The 13,717-nt window shown below is 55.3% G+C and carries 14 protein-coding genes; 7 read left to right on the top strand and 7 right to left on the bottom strand.

Annotation, left to right across the window (positions count from 1 at the left end; all coding sequences use genetic code 11):
- Nucleotides 1–4 precede the first annotated feature (4 nt).
- Nucleotides 5–1,387: a Na+/H+ antiporter NhaC family protein gene (locus L2731_RS03060; RefSeq protein ID WP_249251784.1), complete on the bottom strand. Its 1,383-nt coding sequence runs from the start codon at nt 1,385–1,387 to the stop codon at nt 5–7.
- A 553-nt stretch (nt 1,388–1,940) separates the two neighbouring features.
- Here L2731_RS03060 and rihA point away from each other — a divergent pair.
- The 4 genes from rihA to L2731_RS03040 all read left to right on the top strand — a co-directional run bounded on the left by rihA (nt 1,941) and on the right by L2731_RS03040 (nt 5,489).
- On the top strand, nt 1,941–2,951 hold the full coding sequence (gene rihA, locus L2731_RS03055) for a pyrimidine-specific ribonucleoside hydrolase RihA (RefSeq protein ID WP_239852436.1): 1,011 nt from the start codon (nt 1,941–1,943) through the stop codon (nt 2,949–2,951).
- A 45-nt stretch (nt 2,952–2,996) separates the two neighbouring features.
- A complete protein-coding gene (gene rbsK / locus L2731_RS03050; RefSeq protein ID WP_249251783.1) occupies nt 2,997–3,914 on the top strand; it encodes a ribokinase in 918 nt (305 codons plus the stop codon).
- 263 nt (nt 3,915–4,177) lie between these two features.
- Nucleotides 4,178–4,399, top strand: a complete 222-nt coding sequence (locus tag L2731_RS03045; RefSeq protein WP_239852439.1) for a ribosome alternative rescue factor ArfA — start codon at nt 4,178–4,180, stop codon at nt 4,397–4,399.
- 148 nt (nt 4,400–4,547) lie between these two features.
- Nucleotides 4,548–5,489 (top strand): DMT family transporter, encoded by a 942-nt coding sequence (locus tag L2731_RS03040; RefSeq protein WP_249251782.1) that lies wholly within the window; start codon nt 4,548–4,550, stop codon nt 5,487–5,489.
- Nucleotides 5,490–5,541: 52 nt separating this feature from the next.
- Here the strand turns inward: L2731_RS03040 and L2731_RS03035 are convergent, their stop codons facing one another.
- The 5 genes from L2731_RS03035 to L2731_RS03015 all read right to left on the bottom strand — a co-directional run bounded on the left by L2731_RS03035 (nt 5,542) and on the right by L2731_RS03015 (nt 10,251).
- The gene (locus L2731_RS03035; protein WP_249251781.1) at nt 5,542–5,751 is read right to left on the bottom strand and encodes a hypothetical protein; all 210 of its coding nucleotides are present in this window, start codon (nt 5,749–5,751) and stop codon (nt 5,542–5,544) included.
- 182 nt (nt 5,752–5,933) lie between these two features.
- Nucleotides 5,934–6,866, bottom strand: coding sequence for a hypothetical protein (locus tag L2731_RS03030; protein ID WP_249251780.1), 933 nt, complete (start codon nt 6,864–6,866; stop codon nt 5,934–5,936).
- Between the two features lie 4 nt (nt 6,867–6,870).
- Nucleotides 6,871–8,004, bottom strand: a complete 1,134-nt coding sequence (locus tag L2731_RS03025) for an AI-2E family transporter (RefSeq protein ID WP_249251779.1) — start codon at nt 8,002–8,004, stop codon at nt 6,871–6,873.
- A gap of 178 nt (nt 8,005–8,182) precedes the next feature.
- Complete coding sequence (locus tag L2731_RS03020; RefSeq protein ID WP_249251777.1) at nt 8,183–9,265, bottom strand: endonuclease/exonuclease/phosphatase family protein; 1,083 nt, start codon at nt 9,263–9,265, stop codon at nt 8,183–8,185.
- A 155-nt stretch (nt 9,266–9,420) separates the two neighbouring features.
- On the bottom strand, nt 9,421–10,251 hold the full coding sequence (locus L2731_RS03015) for a hypothetical protein (RefSeq protein ID WP_249251775.1): 831 nt from the start codon (nt 10,249–10,251) through the stop codon (nt 9,421–9,423).
- 340 nt (nt 10,252–10,591) lie between these two features.
- Between L2731_RS03015 and nfsB the strand changes: the two genes are divergently transcribed.
- From nfsB to L2731_RS03000, 3 genes are all read left to right on the top strand, one after another.
- A complete protein-coding gene (nfsB, locus tag L2731_RS03010; protein ID WP_239883501.1) occupies nt 10,592–11,245 on the top strand; it encodes an oxygen-insensitive NAD(P)H nitroreductase in 654 nt (217 codons plus the stop codon).
- A gap of 168 nt (nt 11,246–11,413) precedes the next feature.
- Nucleotides 11,414–12,073 carry a DNA-J related domain-containing protein gene (locus L2731_RS03005; protein ID WP_249251774.1) on the top strand — a complete coding sequence of 220 codons (660 nt, stop codon included), beginning with the start codon at nt 11,414–11,416 and terminating at the stop codon, nt 12,071–12,073.
- Between the two features lie 189 nt (nt 12,074–12,262).
- Complete coding sequence (locus L2731_RS03000; protein ID WP_249251773.1) at nt 12,263–12,925, top strand: thiol:disulfide interchange protein DsbA/DsbL; 663 nt, start codon at nt 12,263–12,265, stop codon at nt 12,923–12,925.
- A gap of 72 nt (nt 12,926–12,997) precedes the next feature.
- Here L2731_RS03000 and L2731_RS02995 read toward each other — a convergent pair whose 3' ends face one another.
- Nucleotides 12,998–13,705 (bottom strand): DUF4328 domain-containing protein, encoded by a 708-nt coding sequence (locus L2731_RS02995; protein WP_239852459.1) that lies wholly within the window; start codon nt 13,703–13,705, stop codon nt 12,998–13,000.
- Nucleotides 13,706–13,717 lie beyond the last annotated feature (12 nt).

Raw genomic sequence — 13,717 nt, 5'->3', positions numbered from 1 at the left:
CCCCTTAGGCCAAGACAAGGAAACCGATAAAGGTCAGTCCAGCCGCCAGTAAAGCGTAGGGCAGCTGGGTCACCGCATGGCTCACCAGGTTACAGTCTGAGCCCTGGGCCGCCAGCACGGTAGAATCAGAGTAGAAACAGGCCTGACTACCGAAGGATGAGGCCGACAACAGGGCGCCGATCACCAGCGGAATATCGGCGTTAACCGCCTGGGCCAGTGGCATCACTATGGGGATAGATACCGCGAAGATCCCCCAGCTTGAACCTGTGGCAAAGGCCAGTATCGACATGGTCAGGAAGACCACGGCTGGCAGCCACTGAGAGGTCATGAAGGGGCTCAGGTTGCCAATCACATATTGCGGCAGCATCAGCTTGTCGCACACATCCTTAAACACGAATGCGGCGATAACCGTGCCGATAGCTGGCAACATGGATTTAAAACCATCGAGCATCTGCTCCATCATCTCAGACAGTGGCATCAGGCGCTGCACGCCATAATAGGGCAGGGTCACCGCCAGGGTCGCGATCAGCCCCTTGAGCACGTCGATATCGAAATAGACGGTAAAGCCCACCAGCAAGATTATTGGCACCATGAAGTTATGCAGCTTGCCCAGGTTATCGGCATGCTTAAACTCCTCTTCGATCGCCTTGACGCTGTAATCATCCGAGGTCTGCACCTCGTCGATGGCATCGACCGCCTTGGCCGGTTTACCCGCCAAAGCCGCCAGCTGCGCCTTCTTCATCGGCCCAAAGGCAGGCACTATGCCCAAGATCACCAGCAGCACCATGGCCACCGCCAACCAGGCGTAGAGCATGTAAGGGATCGCCGACATATAGACGCTGATCCCTTGGCCCTCGCCCGCCACGCCGTTGTCCACCAGCAGGCCACCGAAGAAGACGGCCCAGGTCGATAGCGGCACCAGCACACAGATGGGCGCGGCGGTAGAGTCCACCACATAGGCCAGCATCTCCCGCGACACCTTAAACTTATCGGTCACCGACTTCATGGTCGAGCCCACGGTCAGGGCGTTGAGATAGTCATCGATAAAGATCACCACGCCCAGGATGAAGGTCATCAGCAGGGATGACTTAGGCCCCTTGGCATATTTGAGCGCGTGGCGGCCGAAGGCCATAGAGCCACCCGTCTTCACCAGGAGGGCGATCAGGGCGCCAAAACCGCCACAGACCAAGATCAACCAACCTATGGTTTCATCGGCCATGACAGAGAGCGAGATATCGGAGAAGTTATTCAGTACCTGATCGGGTTGGTATAACACCAGACCCACTAAGGCACCTATGATTAACGAAAGGATTGGACGGCGTAGCCAAACCGCTAACACCAAGACCACCACAGGTGGGATAAGACTTAAGGCTGTCGCGTCAGACATGGCTTAAGGTCCTTCTAAAATTGAGCCGATACGGCAAACTCATTTTACTCGGCGTAAAACCCCAAAGTTTATACGCTTAATTGCTGCTTTATTATGGACATAACGACGTTCGCCCTTGGCGAACCATGCCTTTATTTTTGTACCCCAGCTAAAACATCGGGCGCAAAATAATCTGCATTGAAGACTGAGTCAATCAGAAATAGTTATCCGGCGACAAAAAATTTTTAAGCCCCAAACACAAAACATACAAGATATTGATAAATAACAATATAAGCAAAATATAATGCGCTAATCTCGCCTACCTTCTCAAAATAGCTTATGCAGCCAAAGCGCGTAATTAATAAGAGTGCATATGCTTATTTCCTCTCTATGATGAAGGCTGCTAGGCCCTGGCCACTCATCTGCCCACTCGCTTGCCTGACTTACTTGCCCACTTGCCCGCTTACTTGCCTAATTAGTGCTTTGTCTGCTCAATCACAAATTTTCATCTCAGAGATGACACGCACCTAAAGCGTGTTACTCTGCCACAGGTGTCAATCAAAGGAGCTGTACCATGACTCAATCAAACGCTGCCCCACATTCTCACGCAGCACACGCTTCTCCCAAAGCCATCCGTCCGCTCGACTCGGCGACCCCTATCATTCTCGACTGTGACCCGGGCCACGACGATGCGATCTCCCTCATACTGGCGCTCAGTAGCGAGCGTCTCAATCCACTGGCGGTCACCACTAGCGCGGGTAACCAGACACCCGACAAGACCCTCAATAACGCCCTGCGGATCCTGACCCTGCTCAATCGCCCAGACATGCCGGTGGCAGGCGGGGCAGTTAAGCCCCTGGCCAGGGAGCTGATTATCGCCGATAACGTTCATGGCGAGAGTGGCCTAGACGGCCCAGAATTGCCAGACCCGGCCTTCGCCCCGTTAGCACAAAACGCCGTCGAGCTGATAGCCGAGAAGGTGCGCCAGAGCGCAGTACCTGTGACCTTAGTGCCGTCGGGACCGCTGACCAATATCGCCCTGTTTATCGCCAACTATCCCGAGCTGCACAGCAAGGTCGAGCGCATCGTGCTAATGGGCGGCGCCGCCGGAGTGGGTAACTGGACCCCAGCCGCCGAGTTCAACATCTTCGTCGACCCAGAGGCGGCCGACATGGTGTTCAAGTCGGGCATCCCAATTACTATGTGCGGCCTAGACGTGACCCACGAGGCACAGATAATGGATGAAGATATCGAGCGGATCCGCGCCATCCCCAACCCTGTGGCCCAATGCGTCGCCGAGTTGCTAGACTTCTTCATGATCTACCACAGAGATCCTAAGTGGGGCTTTACCGGGGCGCCGCTGCACGATCCCTGTACCATCGCCTGGCTGCTAAAACCTGAGCTATTCACCGCCCAGGATTGCTGGGTCGGCGTCGAAACCAAGGGGGAATATACCCAGGGGATGACGCTAGTGGATCGCTATCAGCTCACAGACAAGGCCCCTAACGCCACCGTACTGTTTGGTTTAGATCGTCAAGGCTTCGTCGACCTGATTGTCGACTGTCTCAGCGCCTATAATCAGTAGACAGCCCAGGGAGGGTTCGCCCTCCCCCCTAGGCGAGAGGAAACTATGACCAGACTGTTAATTCTCGGCAGTGCCAATGCCGATCACGTGATGAACCTGGAGCACCTGCCCAACCCTGGACAGACCCTGATGGGCCAAGGCTACCGGCTGGAGCACGGCGGTAAGGGCGCCAATCAGGCGGTGGCCGCGGCGCGCCTGAGCCGGGAGGACACCCGAGTCGACTTCATCTGTCATCTGGGCCAAGATGCCATAGGTCAGGCGATGGCCCAGGCGTGGCAGCAAGACGGCATCACGCCGGATGGCATCACCTACACGGACCTGCAGCCAACGGGCACGGCGATGATCTTCGTCGCCGATACTGGCGAGAACATCATAGGCGTCTCGGCCGGCGCCAACGCCACCCTGACGCCCGAGGCGCTCGAGCCCCACCTTGAGCTGATCGCCAAGGCCGATTACCTGCTGCTGCAGCTGGAGACGCCTGCGGTAACTGTGCTCAATGCCCTGGAACATGCCAAGGCCAACGGGGTAACCACCATACTCAACCCAGCGCCAGCCATGGTAATAGGCAAAGACCTGTTCCGTCTGGTGGATGTGATCACCCCCAACGAGACCGAGGCCGAGGCCATTACCGGTATAGAGGTTACCGATGAACAGAGTGCCAAGTTGGCGGCGCAGATGCTGCATCAATTCGGGCCAAAAATAGTGATCATCACCCTGGGCAAGCGAGGCGCCCTGCTCAGCACTAAAGACCAATGCGCCCTAATACCAGGCGTTGAGGTGAAGGCCTTAGATACTGTGGCCGCCGGCGACACCTTTAACGGTGCCCTGATGGTGGCCCTGGGTGAAGGCAAATCGATAGAGCAGGCGGTAGCCTTTGCCCATCGCGCCGCCGCCATCTCGGTGACCCGCGCCGGCGCCCAGCGTTCTATCCCCTATCGCCACGAGCTGGCAGAGCACGAGTAAATAACTGAGGCAGCCCATATTTTACGATAGGCTGCCCCCACTACTCACACATAAAATCACTCAAGCTGCTGAATAACAATGTAAAACAAGTTTTACTTATTTATGATAAAATACTGTTTGCTTTTTAGGCAGCCTGGGCGTAATCTTGCGCCGCCTGACTATCTGGGGCAATAGATGATCATTACCAACAAGTGCTCAAAGCCAACTAGTAGTCAGCGCCTGCAAGTGAGTACCAGATTAAATACTGAAATGAGAGGAAAACCATGAGCAAGAAATCGCGCCGCAACGCGCACGCTCACCACGAGAGCGGCCGAGGCGTCATCAAGGATAACGCCTTAAAGGCAATCGTCACCAGCGAACTGTTTAAGATGCGTGTCGAGAAACCCAAGAAGGGCAAAGGGTCATACAGACGCCAACAACAAAAGGGGCATATGCTAAAGGGCAATGCCCCTTTTGACTTATTAAGCCCCGCCATTGCAAGTTAAGCCGTCTACTGACTCCTCATTCCATCCCCTTTTATCCCCCATCAGTAATTTTTCTCAACAGCACATTTGGCCATAGCTTTCCCACGCAAACTGGGTCAAAATCGCCTCTATCACTCTTTGCTTATTTTCGTACCAGGGCCTCGCTAGCATGTCTTCCCATTCTCAAACCGATCCAGCACAACTGCCTCGGCTGGTTCCCGTTTCGTTTCTGGCCGTGGTACTCATCTGGTCGACGACTCCGCTGGGGATCGTCTGGAGCAGCGAAACTGTGCATCCCACCATGGCGGTACTCTCGCGCATGGTGATCGCCCTGTTCATTGGCAGCCTAATCATACTGTTTAGCAGCATACGCCTCCCCTGGCACCGCACCGCCTTCAGGCTCTACGCCTATTCGGCCATAGGTATAGTCGGTGGCATGTTGCTGAGCTATTTCGCGTCGCGCTACCTGGCCTCTGGCACCATGTCGCTGCTGTTCGGCCTGTCTCCCCTGGTGTCTGGCCTGCTGGCCCAAAAGCTGCTGAACGAACCTAAATTCAGCCCCATGCGGATCCTCGCGCTTATTCTGGCGTTCTGCGGCCTGGGGGTGGTCTGCTCGGCCAAGCTCGCCCTGGGCAGCGATACCTGGATAGGCCTGGTGTTGATCCTCTGCGCCGTGTTCCTCTTCAGCCTCAGCGGCGTGCTGATCAAGACGGTGGACCTGGCGATTCATCCCATCGCCTGCACTGTCGGTGCCCTGCTGTTTTCGACCCCCCTGTTTGCACTGGCCTGGTTAATCTTCGATGCCAGTCTGCCGGTAGAGACCTGGTCGATGCGCTCCGTCGCCGCGATCTTCTACCTGGGGATCTTCGGATCCTTGATAGGTTTCATCGGCTACTTCTATATCCTGCAGCACCTCAATGCCAGCACTGTGGCCCTAGTCACCCTCATCACCCCTGTCTTTGCCATGGCGCTGGGCGCCCTGGTGAATAACGAGCAGCTCTCCCAAACTTTGATGATAGGGGCAGGCCTGGTACTGGCGGGGCTCGGCCTGTTTCAGTGGGGAGATACCCTGCTGGCCCGCAGGCGAGCCGGGCTCTCTACGCCGCGCTAGCCCACATAACCTGCGTCAGCCTAGCGGCTTAACGACTTAGCAGCTTAGTGATTTAGCGGCCAAGCAGGCTGGCCTGGCGCTCTCGCCGGGTGTAACTAACCTCAGCCTTATCCGGCCCCGGATGAGTCTGATGCAGAGCGCCGCCCGCGAGGCTGATTAACTTGCAGATATAATCGATACGCTGGCGGTAGGCCTCGCAGCTGGCATACAGGGTCCGGTTGCCCACGAATCCCAGCAGGGGAGATTGACTATTTAACCTCATTGCCGACTCCTTAACCTCACTACTGAGGCATCTGGTGCTATTCCTTAATGGAGCATAAGCCATACCAATCCAGCCAATGGGCATGCAAGCGATTAAATCAGAAGGGATTTAGAGAAAGGATATTGAGGCAAGGGCGAGAAAGGCCAGAATAGCGTCAAGAAATTGCACCTTGCCAGGCTGTCTTAGTCGTCGGCCTTCACCAGATGCAGACGGCTAAGATCTTTGTTCCACAACTTGATGATCTTGCGGGTCTTGTCTCTGTTCCAGAAACATTTACCGAAGAGGATGATACCTGCGCCCTCGAGATCCTCACGATCTTGGATATCGAATCTTTTACACAGCGCCTCCTTTACCTCCTCGATAGGAATGCCCACATCCTTACAGTCGGCGGGATTGAGCCAGAGCATCGCCTTGTCGGCATGGGAGATAGTGCCCCAATACATGCGCGGCGCGTGGCGCTCGTTGGGCTCGGCATCGGCAAAGTTGACGAACAGGTTCTTGGCTCGCCAGCGATACTTGTCATCGGTATAGATCCAGAGATCTGAGTCGGCCAGATCGCTGCCCCGCAGCAGGCTATGGAGGAGTTTCTGTAGCCCCTGGGTCGCTATCTTAGGCTCATCAGGTGACTCGGCGCTTGAGTCATCCTTGGGCTCGCCTTTTGCCTCTGCCTGAGCGAGATAACTCCCCTTGGGGCTCTCCACGCTGCTATCTTTCTCGGCGTCAGTTGGCTTTATCTCTGGCTTTAGCTTTGTCTCAGCCTCTGTCTGTGCCTTGGCTTTAGTCGGCGACGTCTTACGTCTCGTCGGCATGCTGAAGTCTATCTTCAGGGCGTCGCTCTCCAGCAACTGCAGCTTCACCTCCAGGGCATCCTGCTCCTCCTGCTTACGGCTGGCGGAGGGGTTAAACTCAGGGCAATCTGGTTGATGATAGCGCGAGCCGAAACAGGCCGCCTTACCGTCGCGCGAGGCCTTGCGAAAATAGGCCTTACCGTCACATACGGGGCAATAGAGTTGCTGACGCAGCGCCTCTATCTCTTGCTCGCTGAGGCGCTGAAAGTTAAACACTGAATAGGTTTTCTCGGCTTGCCCCTCTACCCGGCAGACGGCATCTAACATAGGCTTACTCCGCCTTAAGGTCAGTCGATGAACTCGTTTTCTCTGACTGCTGGGCCAATACCGCCTCGGGCTCACCGCCGTTTAGCCAGGCGATAAAGAGTTCATACCAGATGGCCAGCACCACGGCGCCCAGGAAGAGGCCTATGATGCCGGTAAACAACATGCCGCCGATGGCGCCTATCAGTATCACGGGCATGGGCACATCTACACCTCGGCCCATCAAGATGGGCTTAAGAATGTTGTCCGAGATGCCACCAAGGAAGACCCAGACACTGAAGATAGTTGCCGAGGTGCCTTCCATGGAGGAGTAGGCATAGCCTATCAGGGGCAACACTATGATCAGTGCCGGCAGCTGGGCGATCCCCAGAAACAGGGCCACCAGCGTCAGCAGACCCGCGGCGGGCAAGCCGAACACAAACAGGGCCGAGCCGATCAGCATGGCCTGGATAAAGGCCACCCCGACCACCCCGAGCAGCACGCTGCGGATGGTGGCAGCGGTCAGGCTGGCCCAGGCGTGAGCATTGGGGCCTACGGCCCTCACCGCCAGCTTACTCATGGCGGCGGCACACTGTTCTGAGTTAGCCATAAAGCCGGCGGCGATCAGTAGCGAGATGATGAACATCACCAGGGTGGCCAGGCTGCTGCCGATCACCCCTGCCAGCGCCGCGAAGCCCGCCTTGATCTCGGGTAGAAAATGCAGAATAGCCTTCTCCAGATTGCTGGCAATACTGTGCCACGCCTCAAACAGGCGCTCGCCTATGATGGGGATCTCGGCCACCCTCTGGGTCGGCTCGGGTAGGTTGATCTCGCCGCTCTGCAGCACCTTAAGGGTATTGGACACTCCCTCGAAGATGGAGCCAGAAATCACCACGAAAGGCGTCACCAGCAAGGCGATCCCCACCAGGGCGATTAGGGTTGCGGCCAGACCACGACGCCCCTTTAACAGACGCTCCAGTCTATGGGTTAATGGCATCAGCGCGACGGCGATGATGGCTCCCCACAGGGCTGGCACTATGAAGGGCCTGACTATGTCGTAAGTCCAGATCACTAAGATAGCGAGCAGGCCTATGCGTATCGCCGCCTCTGTCATATTACCGATAAAGGCCTTGCGCTGCTGCACATTGGCTTCATTGTCCATAACTTTCCCTTCCCAGCATGTGTAAGTGTCCAACTAAAGCGCTAATCCAATTCGTCGGGCGTTAGCGCTGAGCAAAATATAGCCGATAGTCTCGATGAATCCCACAAGTAAAACAAGACTATAGCCCACATTCAGGTTGAGGGGCCTGCCCTTGTTCCCCTTAGCTTATTCCCTAACCTTATTCCCTAATCTTAAGGCTAATCATCACAGGTGCGTGATCTGTGCTGTGGCTGTCGCGCTCATATTGAGGATTGATCAGGTGGCTATCATAGGTGTGATACTGGCTCACCTCCGCCAGACACTGATCGTTATGGGGATCGAACTCGTTGGAGAGCAGGATATAGTCGATCACCTCTCCTTGGTTGAGATGATAATGTGTCGCTGGACGCGCCACGGAGACGGGACTGTACTGCGAGCGCTCGTGAAGCTGGTAGCCGTCCTGCAGGCGATAGGCCTGAAACGCGCCCTCTCCCAGCTCCCCAAGCAAACGGCTATCCTGACTCACTAGGGCCGACAGCACACCGCCGGCTAAACTATCGTTAAAGTCGCCCATCAGGATCACAGGGTTGCCGGTTTCGACCCGGCGCCTGGCGATAGCGAGCCGCAGCAGACTCGCCTCTGTGCCGCGCACCAGAGAAGACGCCCACTTGGCCGCCGCCTCGATGGCAAACAGGGCCGCCTTTTCACCGCCCTGGCTATCAGGCTCAGCAAGCGCTGCTGTTGGTTCACTCCCTGAGCTCTGCACCGATGTCTGTGCCAACTCGGGCTCAAACTGAGCACGCTTAGACTTAAAATGCACCACGTAGCAATCGCAGGGGCCGAGGTGAGGCAGGGCTATGCTCGCCCTCAGGGGCAAGCGACTATATTGAAACCCAGGGGCGATACCCATCAGGCTGGCGACCGTCTGATCGATAGTGCAGGCCTCACAGCTCAATATGGGATACTTGCTGGCGAGGGCCAGCACTGGGTGGCGATAGATGAAGTCGTCGCTGACCTCAGGCGTATCGACGGTGACAAAATGGGGATAGCCCGCCTCGGCCTGCAGAGCCTGCAATGCCTCTACCGAAAACACCTCCTGAAAGCCGATGACGCAGGGGTCATGGCTCGCCAGGTAGCGCCTTATCCAGTCACATTTCTGCTGCCACTGGGCCTGAGTGTAGATGTTATTAAAATCGTAATAGGCGTCGGGCGGCGCGATGAAGTTGTACAGATTAAAACTGGCGATCCGTATCTGGCTCGCCGCTGCTGACGTTTGGGTCACATCCCCTCCTCTACGCCTCTACTAACTGCCAAATCTATACTAAGGCCAAACCTATACTAACGGCAAAGCCCTTACTCGCAGCAAAGCCATCATGAGTAGAAAAGCCCTGCCGCTAGCACCGTTACGCATCTCTCCTGTCTCACTCGCTGCCAGGCTTAACCCCAGGGCATGTCGAAATAGACTCTGACGAAGAGATCTTTGCTCCAGGGCAGGATCGGCAGATAGTCGGGTGAGTCCACTGGGCCCCTGGCATAGGGGTCTAGATTATACTCGTTATATTTCACGCTGAAGACGAGCCGACTCTCAGACGACCAGCTGTCGGCATCATAGCTAAGGCTTGCTTCCAGCTGATTCTCCAACCAGTCGCTACCGTCGTGCCACTGCTGCGCCGCCAGGCTGAGTTCAAACGCTTTGCCCAGGGCAAACTGGGTCGCCGCGGCCAGCGTATAGGCGCCGGTCTTATTCTGGAAATCTTCCCTGTCATAGCCTCGCGTGCGGGGGACATCGTCGTCGATTTCGAGGAAGTAATAACCGCCCCCTAGCTTAACATCGGCCTCGAAGCCCTCTCGCTGGTAGCCATAGCCCAGCGCCGGAAACAGCCGCACCTGTTTCTCCACCGAGCTGACGGTATTACGCTTGCCGCCCAGGCTTATGTCCCAAAAGAGACGAGAGTGATGGGATAGCGAGACAAGAACGCCACCGGCGCTGTAATAGGAGCTAAACCACACGGGAATATGGTCCGGGTCGAGCTCATCGACATCGTTGTCCACGAAGATATTCAGCTCACCCGTGAGTTTGATGTCACCCTGGGTGAGATGACTCAGGCCAATGCTCACCCCTGCGCCTAAGGTGTGCGAGTCGGCTTCATCCACATAGTAGTCATGACCGCCGATGCCAAGACGCCAGTCCAGGGCCATGGCTGGTGCACTCAGCAAGGCCCCCGCCAGGGACCAGGCGATGATGGATGGATCTATCTTAAAAGCCATGTTTTCTTCTCCGCGCAGGGAAGCCGAGTTAATCCCTCGACTCAAGATGACAGTTTTGAAAGTTAAGCATAAATTACCTTTTTTGTCAGTCAATTACCGCCACTTCTGCGACAACTGTTATCTAAGCAATCCCCTGGGCTGTCGCCTGTACGAATCCCCTTGGGATTCCCCGAAACATAGCCGCCAATCCCCAGGTTGACGACGGCTTATTATCAATATTTTTTTGAAAGTATATGTGACTTTCCTCTGTTTTTATCGGTGAAAGAGTGACGTAGAATCAGCCTCACTCTCGACATAAAGAATCGACATAAAGAATCGACTCAATCACAGGATGCTTACCATGCAACAACTCAGTTTCTACACCAATAAGCGCTACACCACTAAGGCATTCGACCCTAGCCGTAAGATCGCTCAGGAGAAGGTCGAGGAGATCAAGCAACTGCTCCGCATGAGCCCCTCTTCGACCAACTCTCAGCCTTGGCATTTCGTGCTCGCCTCGACCGACGAAGGCAAGGCGCAGATTGCCGAGGCCACCAGCGACTTCGCCTTCAATACAGATAAGATCCTCAACGCCTCCCATGTGTTGGTGCTCTGCACTAAGACCAGCATGGATGAGGCCCACCTGCTAAAGGTGCTTGAACAGGAAGATGCCGACGGTCGTTTCGCCGATGAGGAGGCCAAACAGGGTCAGCACAACGGTCGCTCCTTCTTCGCCAACATGCACAGAATCGAGCTAAAAGACAGTCAGCACTGGATGGAGAAACAGGTCTATCTGGCACTGGGCAACTTGCTGCTGGGCGCTAGCCTGCTGGATATCGACGCCACCCCTATCGAGGGCTTCAACGCCACTAAGCTCAATCAGCTGCTGGATCTGCCGGCTAAAGGCTACGCCGCCTCTGTGGTAGTGGCCCTGGGCTATCACAGCGAGGAAGACTTTAACGCCAAGCTGCCTAAGTCGCGCCTGCCTATCGAGACACTCTTCACCGAGATCTAACCGGTTACGCGATTTATCCGGCCGATGGCGATGCATGCCCCATGCATCGCCTTGCCCTCTTTCCTCTTTCCCCTGCGACTCCTGGCCCGACAAGCCGATAAGACTTGCCTTCTATTTGCCCCCTTGTCATAGTAGAAATTATCGCCAGTCACGGATGAGACTCTCAGTATGCTCCTTGCCAAATCGAGCCCGACAGCAGCCAGACTAGAGGACGCCTCATCGTCCACCCAATGCTTTGCTATCAAAGGTGATAATCCCCTGATCTGGCCACTACTCACCCTGTTGAAGCGAAGCAATCGTAGCTGGAAGGTACACCACCTGGCCGCCGCCCTGCAGGAGAAAGGCCTGATGCGCGAATTGGACAGCGACCCGCAGAAGGCCCTGTTTAAACAAAACTTCCTGCTGATGAACGCCCTGTTTGAGTTGCAGGCCATGCTGCTGCCCGGCAGCTACCTGCAGGTCAAGGCGATGGAGATACAGATATTTCGCATCCCTCCCAGTAACATAGAGACTCAGCTGAGCCAGGACGACGCCCTAAGAAGCTATTATCTAGACTGGCAGCACTATGACACCTGCCCGGATATCATTCAGGAGATGCTGGAATCTTTCTGGCAACGCTATGAGGACTATATCGGCACCCGCCACAACGCCCTGCCCAAACGCCAGGCCCTGGAGGTGTTTGAGCTAGACCAAGACGCCACCGACAGAGAGATACGCAAGCAGTGGCGAAAGCTGGCGCTGCAGTGGCATCCCGACCGCGACGGCGGCGACGCGGCTCAGTTTAAGCGTGTCTGCGAGGCCTGGCAGACCCTGCGGGAATCTCGCTAGCTAAACCTCATCACCTGCCCAGCCTCTTCTCGGGTAAGCAGATCCCAGAACTTCCGCTCAGGTCACACTCTGCCCCCTTTTTCTCCTTGCCGCTTCAGTCATAATTAAGCTTTGGCATTTAGGCTAACCCTATTGTCGATTGACGTTAGCCATTGATTGCACAACGACGCTATCAATTTAAGGATCATCATGATTAAACATATCGCACTCGCCCTGACGCTCGCCGTGGCACCACTCACCAGTTTTGCCACCCAGTTTGTCGAGGGGCAACACTTCATGACAGTGTCTGACAAGGCCCCCAGCACCAGCCCTAAGCTGACCGAATTTTACTCCTTCTACTGCCACAACTGCTTCAACATGGAGACTCAGTATCTAGGCGATATCAAGGCCAACCTGGACAAGCGAGTCAGCTTCGACAGCAAGCACGTAGACTTCATGAACTCTGATATCGGCACCGAGGTGATGCGTTCACTGGGCGTGATCCAGGAGCTGGGCGTACAGGACAAGATGATCCACGCCATGTTTAGCGCCATTCAGGGCGATCAAGGCGGCCATGGACACAGCCATGATCACGACCATAGTGCCCATGAGAAGCCAAGCATTAATACCCGCGACGACATCAAGAAGGTGTTTGCCGATCAGGGGATCGACATCAGCAAGTATGACGAGTTAGCCGACAGCAAGGCGGTCAGCGATAAGCTAGACCTGTGGCGTGCCCAGCAGCGTGAGTTCCGCATCCAGAGTGTGCCCACCTTTATCGTCAACGATAAGTATGCGGTTAACCTGAGCCAAATTCGCACCCTGGGCGAGCTGATCGACCTGATCAACTACCTTGCGGTAGAACACAAATAGTCCCCCGCCTGACGATAAAAAGCAGGCCATAAAAAAGGCGCCCTTGGGTGCCTTTTTCTTTTCATATTTCCCCTAGCCAATAACCACTTGCTGCGCGTCCTGATAGGTTTCCTGTTCGACCCTGGCAAAGGACTTGGTCTGCGCCCGATAGATATGATTAATTAACTTCAGGGTGGCGAAGGCCAAAAGAATACTGACCACCTCAGAGATCTGAGACACCAAGTTAGCGTTGATAAAGTCTTGCAGCTCCTCGGCTCTATCCGCAAAACGATACACGGCCTGCCCAAGTATATTGCTGACGATCCACAACAGCCACCACAGGCTCACGCTGGAGTTGAAGCCGTTCAAACTCCAATTCTCGGGATCATGACTCGCCTGCCAGATCTCGTTCATCGCCTGATAAGGTTTCCACAAGGAGAGCACGGGAATAAAGAAGTAGCCGACAGACCAACCCGGGGTGAAGGTCATCTCCTTGGCGCCCAGTTGGCGCGCATTGAAGTTGGCCCGATAGATCCACTTGAGGATCATGATGCCCGAAACGATAAAGACGACAAAGTAGAGACCTGCCACCCCCAGCTGACGTTGATCGTTAGCGTCGCCATCGGCAACCGCCTGCTCCTCTGAGAGATAAGCCCCAGACTCATAATCCATCAACAGCTGATACTCCAAATAATTGGAGCTTATGGCAATCAATGCAACTAAGATCTGGGCATAAAGCAGATAGCGCACCCATTGCGTTAACCGTCTTGCGTCTTTAAATTTAAAAATATTCCCTGACATTTTGATTTTCCT

It is taken from the genome of Shewanella aquimarina, assembly GCF_023349185.1.
GTDB classification, from domain to species: Bacteria; Pseudomonadota; Gammaproteobacteria; order Enterobacterales; family Shewanellaceae; genus Shewanella; species Shewanella aquimarina.
Note: the sequence above shows the minus strand (reverse complement) of the source record. Positions and strands in the feature narration are given on the sequence as shown.

Excerpts from the sequence above, each read along its gene's own strand:
- L2731_RS03060 (WP_249251784.1), bottom strand. The coding sequence starts at position 1,387 with ATGTCTGACGCGACAGCCTTAAGTCTTATCCCACCTGTGGTGGTCTTG.
- rihA (WP_239852436.1), top strand. The coding sequence starts at position 1,941 with ATGACTCAATCAAACGCTGCCCCACATTCTCACGCAGCACACGCTTCT.
- rbsK (WP_249251783.1), top strand. The coding sequence starts at position 2,997 with ATGACCAGACTGTTAATTCTCGGCAGTGCCAATGCCGATCACGTGATG.
- L2731_RS03045 (WP_239852439.1), top strand. The coding sequence starts at position 4,178 with ATGAGCAAGAAATCGCGCCGCAACGCGCACGCTCACCACGAGAGCGGC.
- L2731_RS03040 (WP_249251782.1), top strand. The coding sequence starts at position 4,548 with ATGTCTTCCCATTCTCAAACCGATCCAGCACAACTGCCTCGGCTGGTT.
- L2731_RS03035 (WP_249251781.1), bottom strand. The coding sequence starts at position 5,751 with ATGAGGTTAAATAGTCAATCTCCCCTGCTGGGATTCGTGGGCAACCGG.
- L2731_RS03030 (WP_249251780.1), bottom strand. The coding sequence starts at position 6,866 with ATGTTAGATGCCGTCTGCCGGGTAGAGGGGCAAGCCGAGAAAACCTAT.
- L2731_RS03025 (WP_249251779.1), bottom strand. The coding sequence starts at position 8,004 with ATGGACAATGAAGCCAATGTGCAGCAGCGCAAGGCCTTTATCGGTAAT.
- L2731_RS03015 (WP_249251775.1), bottom strand. The coding sequence starts at position 10,251 with ATGGCTTTTAAGATAGATCCATCCATCATCGCCTGGTCCCTGGCGGGG.
- nfsB (WP_239883501.1), top strand. The coding sequence starts at position 10,592 with ATGCAACAACTCAGTTTCTACACCAATAAGCGCTACACCACTAAGGCA.
- L2731_RS03005 (WP_249251774.1), top strand. The coding sequence starts at position 11,414 with ATGCTCCTTGCCAAATCGAGCCCGACAGCAGCCAGACTAGAGGACGCC.
- L2731_RS03000 (WP_249251773.1), top strand. The coding sequence starts at position 12,263 with ATGATTAAACATATCGCACTCGCCCTGACGCTCGCCGTGGCACCACTC.
- L2731_RS02995 (WP_239852459.1), bottom strand. The coding sequence starts at position 13,705 with ATGTCAGGGAATATTTTTAAATTTAAAGACGCAAGACGGTTAACGCAA.